A 17,404-nucleotide genomic window follows, 5' to 3' on the forward strand; every position below is an offset into this window, starting at 1 on the left:
TCCACGGTACGCCTTCGATCTCTTCTCCCCTGCGGCCCCTTCGGGAAGGAGCACGTCTTGGCGCGCTTGGGGTGGGCCGGGTGTAATGGATGGCCATTTTGAGCATCCTGAACGGCTAGATTAAGAAGGTAACGAGGTAAGGAATGGGTCTGAAGCCTGCAACAAATCCTGAAGTTGAAGCGCCACCGATTCAACTGACCATTGACGGGCGCGCCGTCGAGGCCAAAGACGGAGTGTCCCTCTATGACGTGATTTCCAGCACAGGTAAGATCGTGCCGGCCATGTGCTATCACTACACGTTCGACCCCTTTGGGTCCTGCGGGATGTGTCTGGTGATGGTAGAGGGGAAAAAGGCGCCCGTCCGGTCTTGCACGGCAAAAGCCACGGCCGGCATGCAGGTTCGGACCGAGGGCGACGATCTCTTCCAAGCTCGGAAGAAGGCGGTGGAAAAGCATCTGTCCGTGCATCCGCTCGATTGCCCGGTGTGCGACGCCGATGGGCATTGCGAATTGCAAGACATGGCCTTTCAGCATCAAGTCACGAACCTGGCTAACGCCAAGCAAAAACTCATTCCGGAAGATACGCGCAGTCTGGTGCTGGATTTCAATATGAACCGGTGCATCGCGTGCGGCGAGTGCATCAACGTCTGCAAGGACGTGCTGATGATCGATGCGCTCCAATTCATGAAGAAGGGCGGCTTCAATCAAGTCGTGGCAAAGGGGGACCAACCTCTGTCATGCGAGTTTTGCGGCGATTGTCTCGCCGTCTGCCCCGTCGGGGCGATTACCAACAAGTTTTCAAAATACCTCTACAAGCCATGGCAGTTGAAGAAGACGACCACCACCTGCAATTACTGCGGCGATGGCTGCCAGATGCACATCGAGACCAAGGACCGAGAAGTGGTGAGGGTCACGTCTCCGCTGTCCTGGAAAAATAAATGGGGCGATCGCTCGGAGACCGCCAAAGGACATGGCGGGATCTGTGTACGCGGCCGATTCGGCTTTGAGTACATCGACAGCAAGACGCGGCTACAGCAGCCGCTTATGCGCCGCGATGGCAAGCTTGTTGCGGCGCCGTGGTTGGAAGCGGTGCACTCGGTGGTCGATCGTTTGGTCGACATCAAAGCCCAGCACGGTCCGGATGCCATCGCCGGCTTGATTACGGCTCGATGCACCAATGAGGAACTCTATCTGTTCCAGAAACTCATGCGGGTCGCGATAGGAACGAATCAGCTGGACAGTAGTGCCCGGTATGGCCACATCAACTTTGTCCGCGCAGCGCAACATGCCGTCGGGCTCGGGCGGGCCATGAACGATTGGGAGGATCTGACCAAGGCCAAGGCCATCCTCTTGGTCGGCAGCAATCTGACGGAGACAAATCCGCTGACGTCTGTGCGGGTCAAGGATGCGATTCGCATTTACAAGTCGCAGGTCATCGTCGTCGATTCCGCTCAGACCAACATAGCCAAGCTGGCTTCACATCCAATGATGGTGAAGCCGGGCAGCGAGGGCGTCTTCGTGCAGGGGCTCGTGAAATCAGTCATCGAGCACGATCTGGTTGATACGGATGCGACCGAGAAGCATCCGGATGCATTTGCCGCCCTCAAGAGCGCCGTAGAGAAACTTTCATTCGATGCGATTACCGAGACGACCGGTGTCGCGTTGGAGCGGATCCATGCGGCGGCGGCGATTTTTGCAGAAGCGCCCCGCGCCATCATTCTGTGTGCGGAGGGCGTCATTCGCCGGTCAGGCGGCTATGAGAATGTCCTGTCTCTGATCGATCTCGCATGGATCACTGGGAAGCTGGGCAGGCCAGGTTGCGGCGTAAGCACGGTCACGGAAGAGGGCAATGAGCAAGGCGCTGTTGACATGGGGGTCGCGCCCGAATTCCTCCCGGGTCAGGCTGCATTCGCTGACGCTACGGCCCGCGATCGATATGCCAAAGCATGGGGCGCTGACCTGCCGGCATCGGGAAACGGCGGGACATTAACAGAGATTCTTGAGCGCTGCCGGAACGGTCAGATCAAGGCGTTGTACGTGGTCGGGGAAAATCCGTTGGCCACCCTGCCTAGGTCAATGGAGGTGCAGGCTGCGTTAGAGCGACTGGAACTTCTGGTCTGCCAGGATCTCTTCCTCACCGAGACGGCTCGTTTGGCCCATGTCGTTCTTCCCGCCTGCTCATACGCTGAAAAAGAAGGGACCATTACCAATTTGGAAGGCAAGGTGCTGCGAATCCGGCCTGCTATGGATCCGATTGGGGAGAGTCTTCCCGATTGGCATATTATGACGGCCATTGCATCAGGGCTTGGCTGTCAACTGGACTATGAATCGCCCTACGATATTCAGCGCGAAATTATGAAGCTGCTGCCGGGCTATTACAATCTCGGACAACCGCGGAAGCCGGCGGTGAATCCCGACGCCTATCTCAGTAACGGGTATCACGCGGAATTGAAGACGCGATATCAGGGAAACCAAGCCCAGACGGCACACAGTGCAAAACCATTTGCGCTCACGCTTGGGCAGTTGCTATATCACTCCGGCAAACTTTCGACGCAAGCGCCGGGATTGATCACCATTGCGCCCAATGCCGGCCGTCTCCACATGAATCCGAGCGATATGGAAGGCCTCGGGGTCACGGATGGGGCTAAAATTCGCGTGACGACGGCGCAAGGGAAGTTAGAGATAGGTGTGCAAGCTGACTTGGCGATGATGCCGGGTTCCTGCTTCTTTCCAGAGCACTTTAATGAACCCCCCGTGAAGGATCTCATGGCTGTCGAGATCGACCGCCACACCGGGGTGCCCTATTTCAAATTGACGTCGGCCACCATCGAAAAAATCTGACCGGAAGCACTATGAGCGTTGGGACATTTACAAAGCGGGTTTGGCAAGCCGCTCTTTTCACCGAAATATGGGACGCGATGAAGGTGACGTTCAAGCACATGTTTTATCGCCCCATCACATTTCAGTACCCGAGAGAGCAGCGGACGATCCCGGACACGCACCGGGGAGCGCTCGGACTTCTGCGGTATGACGATGGGCAGGAACGTTGCGTCGGATGCGATCTTTGCGAAGCGGCCTGCCCCTCCCGTTGCATTAAGGTCATTAGTTCCGAAGACAAGTCGCTTCCATTGCAGCGTTTTGCCAGCGAGTTTTATATCGATATTACGAAGTGCGTATTTTGCGGCTATTGCGTCGAAGCGTGTCCTGTGAACGCGCTTGCGATGACGAAAATGTACGAGTACTCCACCCATGACAAACGCACGCTCCTATTCGACAAGAAGCGGTTGTACGACATCGGTGAACGTCATCTGACGGATGCGAAAAAATATCTTTACGCCCATGGCCAAGAAAAAGAGGGGCAAGAGAGCCGCGAGTATCGGTACTTCTTCCCGCAGTCGGTTGTGAAGCCGACACAGCCGCCACCGAAGCATTTGACATAGCAGACTGATGAAAAAGGCACCCAACCTCGTTCTCGGCTCGACTAAATCCTCAACGTACCCCAGAGGGTACGGCTCCGGTTTTGTCTCGCCTGCGGCCTCGCTGGCTGACCCTTTTGATCAGTCTGCAACAGCTTTTCATTCTCGTCTCATTCAGAAATAACCGATGGTCCCAATTTTCTTCATCTACTTTTCGGTCATGAGCATTTTGGCAGGCGTATTCACGGTGGCGCTGCGAAGTCCCGTGCACTGTGGACTTGCGCTGCTGACGCTCTTGCTGCATGTGGCCGGGCTGTTTGTGCTGTTGAACGCCGAATTTCTCTTCGCGGTGCAGATCATCGTATATGCGGGCGCAATTCTCGTCCTCTACCTCTTTGTTTTGATGCTCCTGAATTTAAAGACCGACGAACGCTATCTCCATTCGCAATATGCCGTGATGCTGTTCGCTGCCCTTGCCATTTGCGGCGAACTGGTGCTGCTCATGCTGCAGTCGCCCTTCGCCGGGTTAAAAGGTGATGCGCCGACCGAAGCGGTGTTGAAGGATGGCGCTAGCTATGCGGTCGGCATCAAGATGTTCAGTGAATACCTGTTGCCATTTGAAATCGTCGGGGTATTTCTTCTGGGTGCGATCATTGGAGCCATTGTGTTGGCAAAAACTCCCACGGGAAGTGAACACGAAGAAGGGATACGCTAATCGCCATTCGTTCATTGTCCGAACTGCCGATTTGACCTAGTGGTATTGAACGACAATTCTGTAGTTACGAAAATATGGTACCTCTCTCAGGCTACATCATCGTCAGCGCGATTCTCTTCACGACGGGACTCATCGGTGTTCTGATCCGTCGGAACTTCATCATCGTGCTGATGTCTGTGGAGATCATGCTCAATGCCGCCAATATCAATTTGGTGGCCTTCTCACATCATTTGGAATCGATGGCCGGTCAAATCGTCGCGCTGTTCGTGATCGCCATCGCGGCTGGCGAGGCGGCAGTGGGCCTCGCCATTATCATCGTGGTATTCCGAGGAAAGATTTCCACGAACGTGGATGAAATGAATCTTTTGAAATGGTAGTGGCGTGAACGTATTCGACGTGCTCGTGTTGTTGATCCCCGTGTTTCCGCTTGCGGCCGTTCTCCTGAACGGTCTGCTCGGACATCGGTACTCTCATGACGTGGCGCATCGCCTCGCGTGGGGATCGGTGGGATTATCGTTCCTGTGCTCCATTGCCGTCTTCATTCAGACCATCCAGACCGGGCAAGCGCGGGAAGTCATCGCTTATAAATGGATTTACGGCGGTGACCTGACCATTCATCTCGCCTTTCTCATCGATCCCCTCAGCTGCATCATGCTGCTCGTCGTCACCGGCGTCGGCTTCCTCATCCATGTCTACTCGGTGGGGTATATGCACGGCGAGGAAGGGTTTACCCGCTTCTTCACCTACATGAACCTCTTCATGGTGTCGATGCTCCTTCTCGTGATGGGGAACAACTACGTTGTCCTGTTTATCGGGTGGGAAGGCGTCGGGCTCTGCTCGTACTTGTTGATTGGATACTACTTTGATCGGGTCTCGGCGGCCAAGGCGGCGACGAAAGCGTTCGTGGTTAACCGGATCGGTGATGCGGGATTTCTTATCGCGATTTTTTTAGTGTTCGTCAATTTCGGAACCTTGGATTACACCAAAGTGTTGGCGAACGTGGGGCAATTGTCTCCCGAAATGGCCACCGCTATCGCCATGTGCTTGCTCATTGGCGCCGTCGGCAAATCCGCACAATTACCTCTGTACACCTGGTTGCCCGATGCGATGGAAGGTCCGACGCCGGTCAGCGCCCTGATCCATGCCGCCACCATGGTGACGGCCGGCGTGTACATGATTGTTCGCAATCATGCCATTTACGATATGGCCCCCGTCGCCATGACCGCTGTCGCCTGGATCGGCGGGATCACGGCGCTCTTTGCGGCGACCATCGGACTTGTGCAGACGGACATCAAACGTGTGCTCGCGTATTCCACAGTCAGCCAACTCGGCTACATGTTCATGGCCTGTGGAATCGGGGCGTATACGGCGGCCATTTTCCATTTGATGACCCACGCTTTTTTTAAAGCGTTATTGTTCTTGTCCGCCGGGTCGGTCATTCATGCGTTGAGCGGGGAGCAGGATATTCGGAAGATGGGCGGACTCAAAGATAGGATCCCCTGGACTCACGCGCTGTTCCTCATCGGGACGCTCGCGATCGCAGGGATCTTTCCCCTGTCTGGATTCTGGAGTAAGGATGAAATCCTTGCCCATGCCTTCCTGAGCCACCGGTACATACTGTACGGAATCGGAGCCGTGGGCGCTTTTCTGACGGCGTTCTACATGTTCCGCCTCACGTACCTGACGTTTTACGGCCATTCACGCATGGACCACCACACCGCTCAGCATGTCCACGAATCGCCGACCATTATGATTGGTCCTTTGGTCGTGTTAAGCGTGTTGGCGGTCATCGGCGGGTTTCCCGGTGTCCCTCCTGAATCAGGTTGGTTTCATTCCTTCCTGCATCCCGTGACGACCATCGCACAAGGCGGAGGAGAGCATGGAGGCGCGGGGGTGGTCCTCATGTTAATGGGCATTGCTACAGTCATTGCCGTGTCAGGATGGGCGCTGGCCCATTATCTCTATGCGGTCCGCCCGGAGGCGGCGCCTGAACTCGCTGGCCGATTTCCTGCGGTGTATAGGACGCTGCTGCACAAGTATTACGTCGATGAACTCTATGACCGCCTGTTCGTGGAGCCGACCAAGCAATTGGGCCGAGTCTGGGATTGGTTTGATCGCACTATCATCGATGGAATTGTACGGGCGGTTGGACAGGGCACGGAGTCCGGAGCGGCGGGGAGTACCTGGATTGAAAAATATGTGGTATACGCGGGCCTCAATGTCATCGGCTACGGCAACCATTTGATGGCTCGGTCGTGGCGACGGCTCCAAAGTGGGATGGTGCATCACTATGCAGCCATTATCATAGCCGGGCTGTTTATCCTCGTTCATGTGATCTTACTGTGGTGGACGGGCGCGCTGCCGATGGGCGTGGCGCTCAAGTAATCGGATGCTGAAAATGGCTTCCAACTTTGTTCTCGGTTCGTCAAAGTCCTCAACGTACCGCAGAGGGTCCGCCTCCGGCTTTGACTCACCTGCACCCTCGTTGGGAAGCTATTTTAAGCATCCGCCTAGAGTTTATTATGCTTGATGAATTGACGTTCGGGTTTCCAATCCTGTCGCTCTTGCTCTTCTTTCCTCTCTTCGGAGCGATGATTTTATGGCTCATTCAGGATGAGGATTTGCTGAAAAGCTCGGCACTCGGCATCGCCGTGCTGGAGTTGATCCTCGCCGGCATGGTGCTCTTTCATTTCCAGCCAGGCACGGCGGCCATGCAGTTCAGCGAACGCGTGGCCTGGATTCCGCCCCTCGGTATTAGCTATCACTTGGCCGTGGACGGCATCAGCGTGTTATTCGTGGGGCTGACTGCTCTTCTCACGACGCTGATCATTCTCTACTCATGGGATACGGTTCGCCATCAGGCGAAAGCGTACTTCATGGCTGTCTTGGCATTCGAGTCCACGACCATGGGGATTTTTGTATCGATCGACCTCATTCTGTTTTTCGTGTTTTGGGAATTGATGTTGATCCCCAGTTATTTCCTCATCAAGCTGTGGGGAGTCGGCGTGGATCGACACTATGCGGCACTCAAATACGTGCTCTACACCCTGTTGGGCAGCGTATTCATGCTGGTCGGAATCGTCCTGCTCAATTTGAATTACCATGCCTGGGCGATCACGCATCATATCGACCCGTCCTATACCTTCGACCTTCTCGACCTCCTTAGTGTCCCGATTCCGCTCCGTCAGCAGATCCTAATTTTTTGGCTGCTCTTTCTCGGGTTGGCATTCAAGGCACCGCTCTTCCCCTTCCATACCTGGTTACCGGATGCCCTTGTGGAGGGACCAATCGGAGTGGCGGTCATGCTGGCGGGGGTGAAGCTGGGTACATATGGTTTCATGCGGTTCAGCTTGCCCTTGTTGCCGGACGCGTCGAAAAGCAATGGGGTGGTCACGGTCATGATGCTGTTGGCCGTGATTGCGATTGTATACGGCGCGATCATTGCGCTCGTGCAACCTGATTTGCGCCGACTCCTTGCGTTCAGCAGTATCAGCCACTTGGGCTTTGTGGTTTTGGGCCTTTTTGCCTTGAACTTCCAAGGCCTCCAAGGGAGCTTGCTGACGATGATCAACCTTGGGTTCAGCACGGCCGGCCTGTTTTTTATCGCCGGTTTTCTGTATTCCCGGCGATATAGCACCAGCGTGTCGGCGTTCGGCGGGTTGGCAAAAAAGGTCCCGCTGCTGGCCACGTTCTTTCTGATTATCGGGCTGGCCTCGATCGGCTTGCCGGGTACGAACGGCTTCGTGGGAGAATTTCTCATCCTGCTTGGTGCCTTTAAAGCCCATTGGGAATACGCGGTCATTGCGGTCACCGGAGTCATTACGGGAGCCGCGTACTTCCTCTGGTATTACGAGCGTGCCATGTTCGGACCTCTGGTGGAAGGCATGCAGGCATTAACCGATTTGAATGGTCGTGAACTAATCATCGCGCTGTCTCTCTCCATTATGATTTTTTGGATCGGGATCTACCCAGCGCCCTTTCTGGATATGATGAACGGATCGGTTGACGCCCTCGTCCAGCGACTTGACCGTGGAGCATTAGCGGCTGATCAGGAGCCGAGAGACGGCCTGTTCGCACACCACGATAGCCTCCCTCACACCCGCCTGACACAAACAAGCGAGTACGCGTTGCGTTCCGGTGAGAAGGTGCGTGTCGAGAAAACCCACATTTTAGCCGTCGACGATGGGGAAGGTGACGTGAAGCGTGTGGTTGACTCTGCCCTGACTCCCCGGTAAACGGCAGGCGGTAGAGTACAGGAAGAGAAGAGAAAGAGAAGCGGATGGCTGAGTACACATTACTTTATATTCTGTTTGCGCCGTTTATCGGATCGATCCTGTTGTTGTTTATTCCGAATCGGCGGGCGCTCCAAGTACGTTTGGTGGCTGCTGGATCAGCCTTTGTCTCACTGATTGCCTCGCTCTATCTGTTCTATGCCTATGACCCGGCGAAGGGCGGGTTTCAATTCATTCAGAAGTATGAGTGGTCGAAGGAACTGGGCATTTCCTTTTACCTCGGAGTCGATGGCATTGGCACCCCACTGGTCTTGGCTTCATCGATCTTGCTGTTCGCCGGGATCTTTATCTCCTGGCATATCAAGGATCGGATCAAGGAGTTCTACATCACGCTCATGATCCTGGCCGCGGCCACGATCGGCGTGTTCATGTGCCTGGATCTGTTTTTTCTCTACTTTTTCTATGAAATGTCCGTGATCCCGATGTATCTGCTCTTGGGAATGTGGGGCAGCCATACGAAGAACTATCTGGCAATGACAACTCCGGAGGAGCGGGAAAAGCGGGATTCTGTCGGATTCATTTTCAATTTTGGATCCAACAGCAAAGAATACGCAGCCATGAAGCTGGTCCTGTTTCTCTCTGCAGGCGCCGTATTGGCGCTGATGGGGATCTTACTGATCTACAAATTCTCCGGTCTGAATACCTTCGATATCCTCGTCCTTCGTGAGCAAGCGAAGTTCTCAGGGCCGCTGGCCACCGTGATCTGGTTGCTGATCTTCTTTGGCTTCGCATCGATTGCGCCGATTTGGCCCTTGCATTCGTGGTCCCCTGTGGGGCACGCCGCTGCTCCGGCCGCGACCAGCATGTTGCACGCGGGCGTGCTCATGAAGTTGGGCCATTTTTCGATTATCCGGGTGGCCTTCGAAATCCTGCCGCAAACAACACGCGAGTTGATGCCGATTGCGGCCATCCTTTGCGTGTTCAGCATTATTTATGGGGGATTTGTCGCATATTATGCGAAGGACACAAAATATGTCATCGGTTATTCGAGTTCCAGCCATATGGGCTATGTGTTCTTGGGGATGGCGGCGCTGGACTACATCAGTTTATCGGGTGCAGTGCTCTACATGTTTGCGCATGCCATGGCGACCGGCATGTTGTTCGCCATGGCCGGGTGGGTCTATGACCAGACGCATACACGTGACATCCCATCACTCGGCGGCCTGGTTAACCGCATGCCCTTTATCGCCTCCTGCTTCATCATTGCATGCATGGCGTCGATCGGCATGCCCGGCACGGTCAACTTCATCGCCGAGGTTATGATTATCGTTGGGAGTTGGAATAAATATCCGTTCCAGGTCATTGTAGCGGTCGTCGGAATCGTCCTGACAATGGCCTATTTGTTCCGTATGATGCGGGGCATCTTCTACGGTCCTACTGTGGAGCAGTACAGCCATGCGCACGATGCCGTAGGCTGGGTCGATCGTATGCCGCTGCTCCTGATGATCGCGACCAGTATCTTTTTTGGCATTTTCCCGGGTCACTTCTATAGCATCATTCGTTCCGGAGTGGATCCCTTGGTTGCTCGGATCACCGAAGTCGTGCCGCTGAAAGCGGAAGGCCAAGATCACACACAACCATCTGTCATCACCTATCAGTCTTTAGTTCAGAGGTCTGAAGGCGCAAAGCTGAGTGCCGATCGCTGACAGCTGAAAGTATTTCTATGACGTTTTCACTGAACCTCACCGGCTCCGACCTGATCTTGATGCTGCCTGAGATAATTCTCACGCTATGGCTCTGCGGCGTGTTGATCGTGGACTTCGCGATGCCGAAGTTGCCGAAGGAGCAGCTGGCCTATTTGAGCGCGTGCGGCCTCGCCATCGTCCTAGCGAATTTGGTGTGGTTCGATCTGAAGGGCCTGAGCGGGGCCCTCTTCAACAACATGTTCGTGCTGGACCGGATGGCGATCTTCTTTAAGATTCTCGTTGCCGGCGCTACCATGCTGGTCATCCTGGCCTCAAAGGATTACGTGCAACGGTTCCGGTTTTTTAAAGGCGAGTACTATTTCCTCGTGCTCATGTCGGCCTTAGGCATGATGTTCATGGCGTCGGCCAACGATCTGCTCTCCATGTTCATTACCCTGGAGTTTTCCACCTTCGGCTTCTATGTCCTAGTTGCCTATCTGCGCGAGGATGCCGCCTCCAACGAAGCGGGGCTAAAATTTTTCATTCTCGGCGTCTTTGCGGCTGGACTCATGGCGTACGGCATCAGCTTGGTCTATGGCGAAACCGGCAAAATTCTCTTTTCTGAGATCGCCGTGACGGCCTGGACGCCGGGCTTGGTAATCGGCTTCTTGCTGATCTTTGCGGCGTTAGGTTTCAAGATTGGCGCCGTCCCGTTCCATTCGTGGATCCCCGACACATATCACGGAGCGCCGACCCCTGTGACCGCGTTTCTATCCATCGCGCCCAAAGCTGCCTCCTTTGCGATTTTATTGCGTTTGTTCTTCGTCTCACTGGCGGCCCTCAAACCGGCGTGGGTTCTCTTACTCGTAGGCGTGTCGATCCTCTCCATGACCTATGGCAATATCGTCGCCATTGCACAAAAGAATATCAAGCGTCTCCTTGCCTATTCGGGAATCGCGCAAATCGGCAATGTGCTGATCGGGTTGGCGGCCGGAACGAAGATGGGAGAAGACGCGATTCTCTTCTATCTCTTGACCTATCTATTCGCTAATTTGGGGGCGTTTGCGGTGGTGATTGCCGTGAGCAATCTGATTCGGAGCGATGAAATTGAGGATTATAATGGGCTCAACCGGCGGTCACCATTTTTAGCATTTGCCATGCTGGTCTTCCTCTTGTCGCTCGCCGGCGTTCCGCCGTTGGCCGGTTTTATCGGGAAGTTGTACATTTTCTTGGCGGCGATTAATGAGGAACTCTATACCCTGATCATAGTGGGATTGATCAACATCGTGATCTCGATGTATTACTACCTCATCATCGTGAAGAAGATGTATATCAATGAACCGATAGATCGTTCACCGCTGGCTGTCTCACCTGCCATGAAAGCCGTTATTTACGTCGGCTTGGCCGGGACGCTGGTGCTGGGTATTTATCCGAAGCTGTTTATTGAATGGGCCGTGGCCGCCACCCTCATGTTCTCCAAGTTCGCGCCTGCCGCCGCGGCTGTTCCCGCTGGACTGCCCTTTGGCGGATAGCAGTCAGGGCCTGGCCATGTCCATGGCCTCGGTCTGATCAGTTCTCTTGAGGGAAACGCAGCATCAGCGGAAATTGACTGGCGGAGTGCTATTTCGTTGCGTCGGCCGGATCGGATGTCCCTTGAAACGTTCGCCCCCGAGGCCGGGTGCGATGAGCCCTTTCGTTCATTTCCTGATCGATGAGCTTCAGCGTTTCGAGCTGCTTCGATAACTCTTCCAACTTTTTATCACGCCCGTTCAATTCTTCCTTTGCGAGTTGCTCTCGATTCAGCAGCTCGAGAATCACGTGTTGAGTGGCCTTGGTGAAGAGGCCGTCCCGATCCTTTTCCGATGAACCATTCTGAAGGAGTTTCAGCCAGTCGGCGCTCAGCGCTGCCAACCGGCTCTTTGGCGCTGCGGCAATGACGTCCTGGAAGTGCTTCGCTGCTGTTCGCTGATTGTCAAACAGCGCGAGTAGAGCTCTTGAAAAATGAACCTGCTCGCAAGCATGGTCCTGCGAACACGTCGTGAGGTGAAGATCTTGTTCGCGCGCAAGGGTGCGATACGCCTTGGCGTCATTCGTATCCAGGTGGAAGAACGGTCCTAAGGTGGAAGCTGTTGAAGGGGTCGTTGTGGGCGGAAGTTCAGCACACCCGACTAAGATTCCTATTAGGAATGGCGGCCACGTTCGGCTCAATAGGCCTATGATATTGCGCATAGTTACGATTCGTTTAAAGGCAGGACAAAGGTCATCGTCGTACCCTTCCCGAGTTCGCTTTCGGCCCAAATACGCCCACCGTGTGCTTCCACTACTCGTTTGACCAAGGCTAAGCCGATCCCCGTACCAGGAGAGCCGCCTCTGGCGCGGACCGCGCCCTGATAGAATCGTTCGAAAATATGCTGGAGCGATTCGGGCGCAATTCCCCGACCGGTGTCCGTCACAGAAATCCTAAGGACCTTTTCCTTCTGATCCGGTTCCAGGCGTAAGTAGATCGAGCCGCCTTCGCGGCTGAACTTAAGGGCATTGGAAAGCAAATTATCCAGAACCTGTTGCATACGAGTCTCGTCGACGGGGGCGAAGAGCGGCCCCCGTGGCGCCTCGATGATGATCCGAATGCGCTCCCGGTCTGCCAACAGGCGGATCTTATTGACGGCGGTGTCCAAGACCCGTTTGATGTCGGACGAGACAATACGGTATTCCATCATGCCGGCGTCGATTTTCGAGAGATCAAGCAGACTGGAGATCATGTCAATGAGTTGTCGGCTACTCTCTACCATCAATTCGAGGGTTTCACGCTGCGGCTCGGTCACCGGACCCGGGATTTCCTCCAACATCAGCTGCGTACCGGCATGGATAGCCGTGAGCGGGGAACGGAGCTCATGCGTGATATGCGAGACGAACTCGGCTTTGAGATCGTCTAGCTCTTGAAGTTTCTTCGCCATGGCGCCGACTGATTCGACCAACCCCCGCAGATCGCTCGGAGCCGACACATTCACTGCGGTCTTGAAGTTGCCCTGGCCGATCTGGCGAATGTGTTCTTGCAAGCGACGCAAAGGGGACAGAATACTGTAGGTCGCGAGACTCGCGAGCACGAGCCCCGAGCAGAGGGCGATAATTACCAACTGTTTGGTGACGACGCCGGCTTGCTCGGACCGTCGACGGGCGTCATTGACCACGGTACTGATCGATGCCTCGTGGAGATCCGCGAAAGACTCCAAGTGCTTCGTCATACTGGTCACAATGGCATTCCGTTGAGACTCATACTCCTTACTCATCTTTTGGGTTCGTACGGGTTCCAGTCGAGCTTCCGTGTGAAAGAGGATTCGATAGTCGTCATGGAGTGTTTCAATCTCCTTCAACGCCTTTTGCCCATCAGGAGACCCTTCGTGTTGCAGCAGTCCCTCCAGGGCATGCTGGAATTCACGCGCGTCGTTATCGAAATGTTTTAGAAAGACATCATCGCGGACCGCCAGATATTTCTTTTCATTGCGCACCTGAGCATAGAGGCTGTCGATCAACCATTTGGCTGTGTCGATGGCGGGATAGTGTGTCGAGACGAGTGCGTTGCTAAACTCGGTTATTTGCCGAATTTGGTGCAGAGCGAATAAATTGACCGCAGAAACCAAGACAATAATGGCGAGAAAGCCGATCGTGAGTCGCCAGAAGATTGATAGACGCATGGGACTCTCCCGTATGTAAACGGGCTCAGTCTAGCAATGATTGTGAGGAAGTCAATATGCCTGATGATGATCTTCCTTGACCAGAGGCCGCCATATTCGTATTCGGATCGATGGTGCAGCGGTCGAGTGCGCAACAATTGACGCTTCCCGAAGCCATCTTTTATACTCGCATTTGTCCGAGCAGGTGCCGCCTGCTGCCTACGTAAACGCCATGAGACTCACAGCACCTCAGGGCCCCACACAGAATAAGGACGGTCGACCCTGGGCAGGGTGGCTTCGGCGCTTGCTAGGCCTTGGAATTCTGTTCGTTCTCCACGGAGTGCCTGGACCACTCCTCACGTGGGGGCAGACCACCGTCGCGTGGGAGCCGCTTGCCGAAGGCCTATCGGTGTCGGTGTGGGAGCCGGGGCGGGCCTGTGGTGATGAAGTCCCGCCGTTGATTGCCGTACGCGTCGATCCCGAACGATACCGGTTTGTCACTTATCACTATCTCGATGAGAAGCTGCCTGCCCCTCTGACTATTAAAGAATGGCAACGCCGCACGGGAGCCGGTCTGCTGTTTAATGCCGGCTTATTTCGAGATGATTACTCTTATATGGGATTGCTGTTGAAGGACGGTCGCTCGCTGGGCTCTAAACGCCATGCGCAATGGCAAGGTCTCTTCGTCGCTGAACCCACTGTCCCCGGGCTGCGCAAGGCACGTGTCATGGACTTGGCCGTAGAACCATGGGAGACAGACAAGATAGCGTACCGTGAGGCTGCGCAGTCCTTGATGCTACTCGATCGCATGGGGAAGCCCCGAGTCAGGCAGACGGGCAAGCGTGCGCATCAAACCATTGTTGCGGAAGCGCGAGACGGGTCGATTCTCCTCTTGAAGACAACCGACACGGTCGCGCTCTGGGAGCTTGCGAACTGTCTTCGGAGTGGATTTCCGGACATCCATCAAGCTATGGTCATGGATGGGGGCGCATCATCGGATCTGCTGATCGAAGGCCACTTGCCTGAAGCGGGGTCACCCGGCGGAGCCCCTTCAGTTCAGTCGTTTCAAGATGTCATTGATGGAGGGGGGATGCGCCACATTCCCTTGCCGGCGGTCATCGGCCTGTTACCCCGATCAGAGAAGATGAAGGCTGAGTAGGATTGGGCCTTGAACCTTATCCTCAACCTCAACGATCATCGGCGCGCCGGCTGTATGGGATATCCGGCCTCGATCCAGGCTCCCATGCTGCCGTCGACGTTGTAAACATGTCGGTATCCCAGGTCGGCCAACGTTTCGGCGGCAATGTTACTGCGATGCCCTGACTGGCAATAGACGACGATGTGATCATCCAATGCGGCACCAATCTCTCGATGCCGCGCTTTGATCTCACGAAAGTCGATGTTCAAGTCTGTGCCTGGGATGACGCCCGTCTCATGCTCCTGGGGTGAGCGGACATCGATGAGGATAAATGGCTTCCGATCCGGTGAGGGCCCTCTTTCCAGACCGGCTCGCAACTGGGCGACAGTGAGCACATAGGAATGATAGGCCCAGACTGTGCGCTCGGCCATCATGCCGAGCGTGAGGATAAATGCTGCTCCAAGTAAGAGGATTCGATACATGGTGTGCCTCCGTGCAAAAAAAAGCGATCCATGCTCTGATGAATTATCTTAAGTCCACGGGAATCAGGCGGTCAAGGAGCAGTCTGCTCGCTGTTATGGGGTCCATGGTGCTCATGCTGGTATTGTATGGATGCTCGCAGGGGCCTCGATTGGTGCAGAGTAGTGAATCCGGAGGAATCGTCGTGTATCCATTTAAAGAGAGTGGGTCGTTATTATCTCCATTTCGAAAGCATGCCATTGAGATGATGCAGCAGCACTGCGGAGGATCCTACCGGATTGTACGAGAGGGAGAGACCAAAGCGCGCAGCCGGATCAGTGAAAATCCGAGCGGCATGGAAGAGATCAGCGAGCGGCGGTGGGGGATAGAGTTTGAATGCAAGGAGAAGAAGTAAAACGAGACGAGGGACAAGGGCGCTTGCGCTCGCACTGCAGGTGCTCAGTGGACGCGCGCAGGGTCAGGCCCCTTTGGTCCTCGCGCTGTGCATTCAAGTTTGAAAATAGAGGGGAAAAAAGAAAAAGAGCGAAGGTTACCGCGGGGCTGATTCGAGGTCTTTAATCGTCAGAAGGCTGAAGAGTTTCACTCCAAGCGATTCGACCCTCGCGCGGCCGTCTTGTTCTTCTCTATCGACGAGAACGAGAGCGTGTGAGACGTGTAATCCTGCCTCGCGCGCCGCCATGACGGCTTTGATGATTGACCCACCGCTGGTGAGGACATCGTCTACGATCAAGGCTTGATCGCCGACGTTGATCGCTCCATCGATGAGTTTTGCTGTGCCGTGGTCCTTCACCTGCTTTCGCACGACGAAGGTGCGCCATTCCCGTTTCGGCTCGCCGCGATACCCTTGATCGGAAATAGCGGTTGCGATGGCAATGGCCCCGATTTCCAAACCTCCGATGCACTGGACGGTCAGCTCCTGAATCATCGCCGTTGCGAGTTGCGCGACGAGTAAGCGTGGCCCTGGATGCGACATGAGGACGCGGCAGTCCACGTAATAGGGGCTTATGGCACCGGATGCTAATTTGAATCCCCCAGGGTTTGTTCGGAAAGATTGCGTCGCTAGAAAAGCCCGGGCCAGGTCGCTCTTAAGCATGATCCTCTAATTAATATGGTTCGATTGTCACAGGGATACTGCTCGCTATGGGCGAGCTCCGGTGGGAAGTCCCCCGCCACCGCTAGACGGCCGCACGATGAGGCCGATGGTCACGAACTTGTGAGCTTCTTTCGCTCATCGCCCTTCAACTTTTTGTCAACGGCATGATGTAGGAGCCAATCGAGGGCAATCGATAGTCAGTCTCTTGCACAGATCGAAGGCGGTACCTTACACCATTCCCCTCTGTGCAGCAACATGCGGTGGTCTGGACGCAGCATTTGCGCCGCCCTTTGAACTGTAAAACGTTCCTTGTCTCGAACATCGCAGGAAAAATTAATGTTACCCCTACGCAATGAGTCAACGCAGGCCTATATCCATACGTAGACTCCCGATCTATAGTGGCGGCATGCACATGCTGGTTCCGCTTCTTTTGACTCTATTGGCCGGGTGTTCATCCTTGAGAGCCGTTCCTGAGTCCTATCTCATGCCGGTCGATAAGTCGGTACGCTTCGATGAATTGAAACAGTCGCCAGGCTCCTACCGTGGTCGCACGATTCTTCAAGGAGGTCGGGTGGTAGACGTCAAGCCGACGAAGGATGGGACCTGGATTGAGGTGCTTCAATTACCACTGGATCGATGGGATATGCCTCAAAAAGATACGACCCAATCCGGAGGCCGATTTCTAGCTACCAACAACGACTTCATTGATCCCGCCGTCCTCCATCCTGGAATGTGGGTGACCATAGTTGGCGAAATCGCCGGAGCGAGTACGAGGCCAATTGCTGAGGTGGATTACACCTACCCGGTTCTCAAGATACAGTATCTCAAGGCATGGGAGCCGTTGATGGGGCAGCCATCTACATTTTTCGGCAATACATTTTGGCGTGGTGCCGGTTATTCTACAGATCCTGTAGGCGTCGGTCCATCTCTCACGATTCCTGCGTCTCCCAAGTAAGTACACTATAAGTAACGCAG

At 54.8% G+C, this 17,404-nt stretch carries 15 protein-coding genes; 11 read left to right on the forward strand and 4 right to left on the reverse strand.

All coding sequences use genetic code 11. The annotated features are described in order from the left end of the window. Positions 1–143: 143 nt before the first annotated feature. The 8 genes from ACWHYZ_RS02330 to ACWHYZ_RS02365 all read left to right on the forward strand — a co-directional run bounded on the left by ACWHYZ_RS02330 (position 144) and on the right by ACWHYZ_RS02365 (position 11,579). Positions 144–2,840 (forward strand): molybdopterin-dependent oxidoreductase, encoded by a 2,697-nt coding sequence (locus tag ACWHYZ_RS02330; RefSeq protein WP_447985689.1) that lies wholly within the window; start codon positions 144–146, stop codon positions 2,838–2,840. A gap of 11 nt (positions 2,841–2,851) precedes the next feature. Beyond that, complete coding sequence (gene nuoI / locus ACWHYZ_RS02335) at positions 2,852–3,439, forward strand: NADH-quinone oxidoreductase subunit NuoI (protein WP_447985690.1); 588 nt, start codon at positions 2,852–2,854, stop codon at positions 3,437–3,439. A 163-nt stretch (positions 3,440–3,602) separates the two neighbouring features. Next, a complete protein-coding gene (locus ACWHYZ_RS02340) occupies positions 3,603–4,130 on the forward strand; it encodes an NADH-quinone oxidoreductase subunit J (RefSeq protein ID WP_447985691.1) in 528 nt (175 codons plus the stop codon). 74 nt (positions 4,131–4,204) lie between these two features. Further along, positions 4,205–4,507, forward strand: coding sequence for an NADH-quinone oxidoreductase subunit NuoK (gene nuoK, locus ACWHYZ_RS02345; RefSeq protein ID WP_447985692.1), 303 nt, complete (start codon positions 4,205–4,207; stop codon positions 4,505–4,507). 4 nt (positions 4,508–4,511) lie between these two features. Further along, entirely contained in the window at positions 4,512–6,515 is a 2,004-nt protein-coding gene (gene nuoL / locus ACWHYZ_RS02350; RefSeq protein ID WP_447985693.1) for an NADH-quinone oxidoreductase subunit L, read from the forward strand. Positions 6,516–6,652: 137 nt separating this feature from the next. After that, positions 6,653–8,365 carry a complex I subunit 4 family protein gene (locus ACWHYZ_RS02355; protein WP_447985694.1) on the forward strand — a complete coding sequence of 571 codons (1,713 nt, stop codon included), beginning with the start codon at positions 6,653–6,655 and terminating at the stop codon, positions 8,363–8,365. 44 nt (positions 8,366–8,409) lie between these two features. Beyond that, a complete protein-coding gene (locus ACWHYZ_RS02360; protein ID WP_447985695.1) occupies positions 8,410–10,068 on the forward strand; it encodes a complex I subunit 4 family protein in 1,659 nt (552 codons plus the stop codon). Between the two features lie 17 nt (positions 10,069–10,085). After that, entirely contained in the window at positions 10,086–11,579 is a 1,494-nt protein-coding gene (locus tag ACWHYZ_RS02365) for an NADH-quinone oxidoreductase subunit N (RefSeq protein ID WP_447985696.1), read from the forward strand. A gap of 88 nt (positions 11,580–11,667) precedes the next feature. Here ACWHYZ_RS02365 and ACWHYZ_RS02370 read toward each other — a convergent pair whose 3' ends face one another. Then, positions 11,668–12,276, reverse strand: coding sequence for a hypothetical protein (locus ACWHYZ_RS02370; RefSeq protein ID WP_447985697.1), 609 nt, complete (start codon positions 12,274–12,276; stop codon positions 11,668–11,670). A gap of 2 nt (positions 12,277–12,278) precedes the next feature. After that, positions 12,279–13,739 carry a HAMP domain-containing sensor histidine kinase gene (locus ACWHYZ_RS02375; RefSeq protein WP_447985698.1) on the reverse strand — a complete coding sequence of 487 codons (1,461 nt, stop codon included), beginning with the start codon at positions 13,737–13,739 and terminating at the stop codon, positions 12,279–12,281. Positions 13,740–13,950: 211 nt separating this feature from the next. Here ACWHYZ_RS02375 and ACWHYZ_RS02380 point away from each other — a divergent pair, with 211 nt between their 5' ends. Continuing rightward, positions 13,951–14,877 carry a phosphodiester glycosidase family protein gene (locus ACWHYZ_RS02380; RefSeq protein WP_447985699.1) on the forward strand — a complete coding sequence of 309 codons (927 nt, stop codon included), beginning with the start codon at positions 13,951–13,953 and terminating at the stop codon, positions 14,875–14,877. Between the two features lie 35 nt (positions 14,878–14,912). On the opposite strand, the gene ACWHYZ_RS02385 is transcribed toward ACWHYZ_RS02380, so the two are convergent. After that, positions 14,913–15,338: a rhodanese-like domain-containing protein gene (locus tag ACWHYZ_RS02385; RefSeq protein WP_447985700.1), complete on the reverse strand. Its 426-nt coding sequence runs from the start codon at positions 15,336–15,338 to the stop codon at positions 14,913–14,915. A gap of 95 nt (positions 15,339–15,433) precedes the next feature. Between ACWHYZ_RS02385 and ACWHYZ_RS02390 the strand changes: the two genes are divergently transcribed. Then, a complete protein-coding gene (locus ACWHYZ_RS02390) occupies positions 15,434–15,730 on the forward strand; it encodes a hypothetical protein (RefSeq protein ID WP_447985701.1) in 297 nt (98 codons plus the stop codon). Between the two features lie 135 nt (positions 15,731–15,865). Here the strand turns inward: ACWHYZ_RS02390 and pyrE are convergent, their stop codons facing one another. Continuing rightward, positions 15,866–16,429, reverse strand: coding sequence for an orotate phosphoribosyltransferase (gene pyrE / locus ACWHYZ_RS02395; RefSeq protein WP_447985702.1), 564 nt, complete (start codon positions 16,427–16,429; stop codon positions 15,866–15,868). A 412-nt stretch (positions 16,430–16,841) separates the two neighbouring features. Between pyrE and ACWHYZ_RS02400 the strand changes: the two genes are divergently transcribed. Continuing rightward, complete coding sequence (locus tag ACWHYZ_RS02400) at positions 16,842–17,384, forward strand: Slp family lipoprotein (RefSeq protein ID WP_447985703.1); 543 nt, start codon at positions 16,842–16,844, stop codon at positions 17,382–17,384. Positions 17,385–17,404 lie beyond the last annotated feature (20 nt).

The organism is Nitrospira sp. Nam74, assembly GCF_965152615.1.